At 65.5% G+C, this 2,259-nt stretch carries 2 protein-coding genes; both read left to right on the top strand.

Annotation, left to right across the window (positions count from 1 at the left end):
* Positions 1-501 precede the first annotated feature (501 nt).
* Complete coding sequence (locus tag OF850_RS23290; RefSeq protein WP_301592796.1) at positions 502-1,560, top strand: sensor histidine kinase; 1,059 nt, start codon at positions 502-504, stop codon at positions 1,558-1,560.
* Between the two features lie 267 nt (positions 1,561-1,827).
* Positions 1,828-2,250, top strand: coding sequence for a response regulator (locus OF850_RS23285; protein ID WP_301592794.1), 423 nt, complete (start codon positions 1,828-1,830; stop codon positions 2,248-2,250).
* Positions 2,251-2,259: the final 9 nt, after the last annotated feature.

Genomic DNA, 2,259 nt, shown 5'->3' with positions numbered 1-2,259 from the left:
CAGCAGGATCAGCACGCCCACGCCTGCCAGCAAGAGGATGTAGGGGTCCATCAGGACTTTCAGCCAGTGTGAATGTCCCGGGCAGAACGCGCCTGGAACGGTCGCGTATCCGCGCCGTTTCTTGAGCCCGGCTGCTCGCAACAACTGCGACCTGTCCCCATGCCGCGGGAGGCAGCTGGCCTTGGATTGGCTGCGCAGGAGCGACCGGTCGAACCACCTCAGCTTCAGGGTCGGCAGTGGCCCTGTTGAATGAGGCGGAAACAATCAAGCTCTTGCCGTGCATCGTACCGGCTCATCCGAGGACGGTGTCGCGAGGCAACTAGGTACTGAACCCACTTAACCGCGCCACATCCCTGCCTCATACCCGGTTCAGCAAGCAGGTTTTCGCTGACCCGCGCATGAAGGTCCTGCCGTCTCAGCCGGCCGAGGGTCCTTCCGCCAGGCTCAGTGTCGACTTGCGTTTCTTGTCACCAACACGCGGGCGAGGAGGAGGACGGCGCCATGGCGGACGCTGCGTCGAGTTCCGTGGGGCGGCTCGTCCTGTTAGCGGCCGCGGGGCGAGCGCGACCCCGTTGGCTGCGCCTGATTGCTGTGACGAGCCTGGTGCTGCTTGCCGCCTTGACGCGCTTCGCGATCTTCGGGCCAGAGCCGGGCCGCCCCTACCTCACCTTCTACCCAGCCATCCTGCTCGCCGTGGCCGTGTTCGGTCGGGCAAGCGGCCTTTATGCCACCGCGCTCAGCAGCGTCATCGCCCTCTGGCTCTTTGTGGACCCGGCGCAGCAATTGGCCGTTTCCGACTACCGCGAGGTCGCCTATCTCGCCTACTTCGTTTTCTCGTCGCTGCTGGCCATCTCGCTCCTGGACACTCTCTACACCGCGCTCCAGGAGGCGGCGGAGCATCGGAAGCGGGCGGATCAGACAGCGACCGGATGCGAGACGCTGCTGGAAGAAATCATCCACCGGTCCCGCAACGACAGCCAGCGCCTCCTGGCCTTGATCCGCCTCCAGGCCGCCTCCCCCGTCACCAGGACACAGGGCGCGGCAGAAGCCCTCGATGAAGTGGCGGAAAGGGTCGCGGCGATCGGCCGGGTCAACCAGTATCTTGAGACCTACTGGCGGACCAATGCCATCGTAGACATGGGCGAGTTTCTTGACGGCCTGGTCGCCAGCTTGCGCAGCGGCATCGCCGCCCTGCACCCCATCGCCCTGCACGTGAAGGCCGAAGCGATCTCTCTGCCGATCCGACGGGCCGTTCCTGTCGGGCTCATCGTCAACGAGCTGGTGACGAACGCCCTCAAATACGCCTTTCCGGATCGCGGCGAAGGAAGTGTCTGGGTGGGCCTGCGGCGCGAAGGCGACGACGTCGTGCTGACCGTGGAGGATGGAGGCGTCGGCTGCGATCCATCCGCTCCGCCCAAGGGGACCGGCACAGGTTCGCGGCTGGTGAGGGCACTGGCGGCTCAGCTCGGCGGGCGCGCCGTGCAAGGAGCAGGAGGCGGCGCGGATAGCAACTCACCCGGGACGGGATGGGTCATTCGCTTTCCTTTCCTTGGTCCATGACCCCGGAAGGGACGCTGCCGGGAACGACTCAAGGCTACCGGTCTTCCCCCGCAGGGTGCGACGACCCCATGTGCTCTGTTCCTTGTGCTCACTTGGTTTCCGCCTGAAGAGGCTTCAGCCGGCCTTCTGGCTCTCAAGACGTGCAGCAGTCTTTTCCCGCATCTCCCCTGTGGCGGAGGAGGTTCTTCCCCACAGCTTGATCTTCCTCAAGAGCCTGAGGGGGAGGCCGATGGTACGGGGTGGTCGAGGAACGCCGAGATCAAGTTCATGAACCCAGAAGCAAGCCCGATTGGTCCCAAGGTGCTGGTGGCAGAGGAGGATTACCTCCAAGCCAGCGCGATGGCGCGCTCGCTCGAAGCGGCGGGCGCGAGGGTTGCCGGCCCGGTCGCCACCCTGGCTGCGGCGCTGCGCATGCTGGAACGCGAAGCCGACATCGCTGGCGCCGTGCTGGACCTCGAGCTGCACGGCGAGCAAGTGTTTCCCCTGGCTGCGATCCTCCAGCGCAAGGGGCTTCCGTTCGTGTTCGCTTCGGCGCGGCCGACGGCAGGCCTCCCTTCCGCGTTCCGCGACGCGCACTGGCTTCCCAAACCCGCGTCCATGGAACAGGCGATGGCTCTCCTGGGCGTGAACGAGACCTCCAGTCGCATGATCGCGATGGACGTCACCGTCAGAAACCTCCTTGCAGCCTGAGCCATCCGT

The sequence above is a fragment of the Sabulicella glaciei genome (genome assembly GCF_026183895.1).
In the GTDB taxonomy this organism is placed as follows: domain Bacteria; phylum Pseudomonadota; class Alphaproteobacteria; order Acetobacterales; family Acetobacteraceae; genus Roseococcus; species Roseococcus glaciei.
Note: the sequence above shows the minus strand (reverse complement) of the source record. Positions and strands in the feature narration are given on the sequence as shown.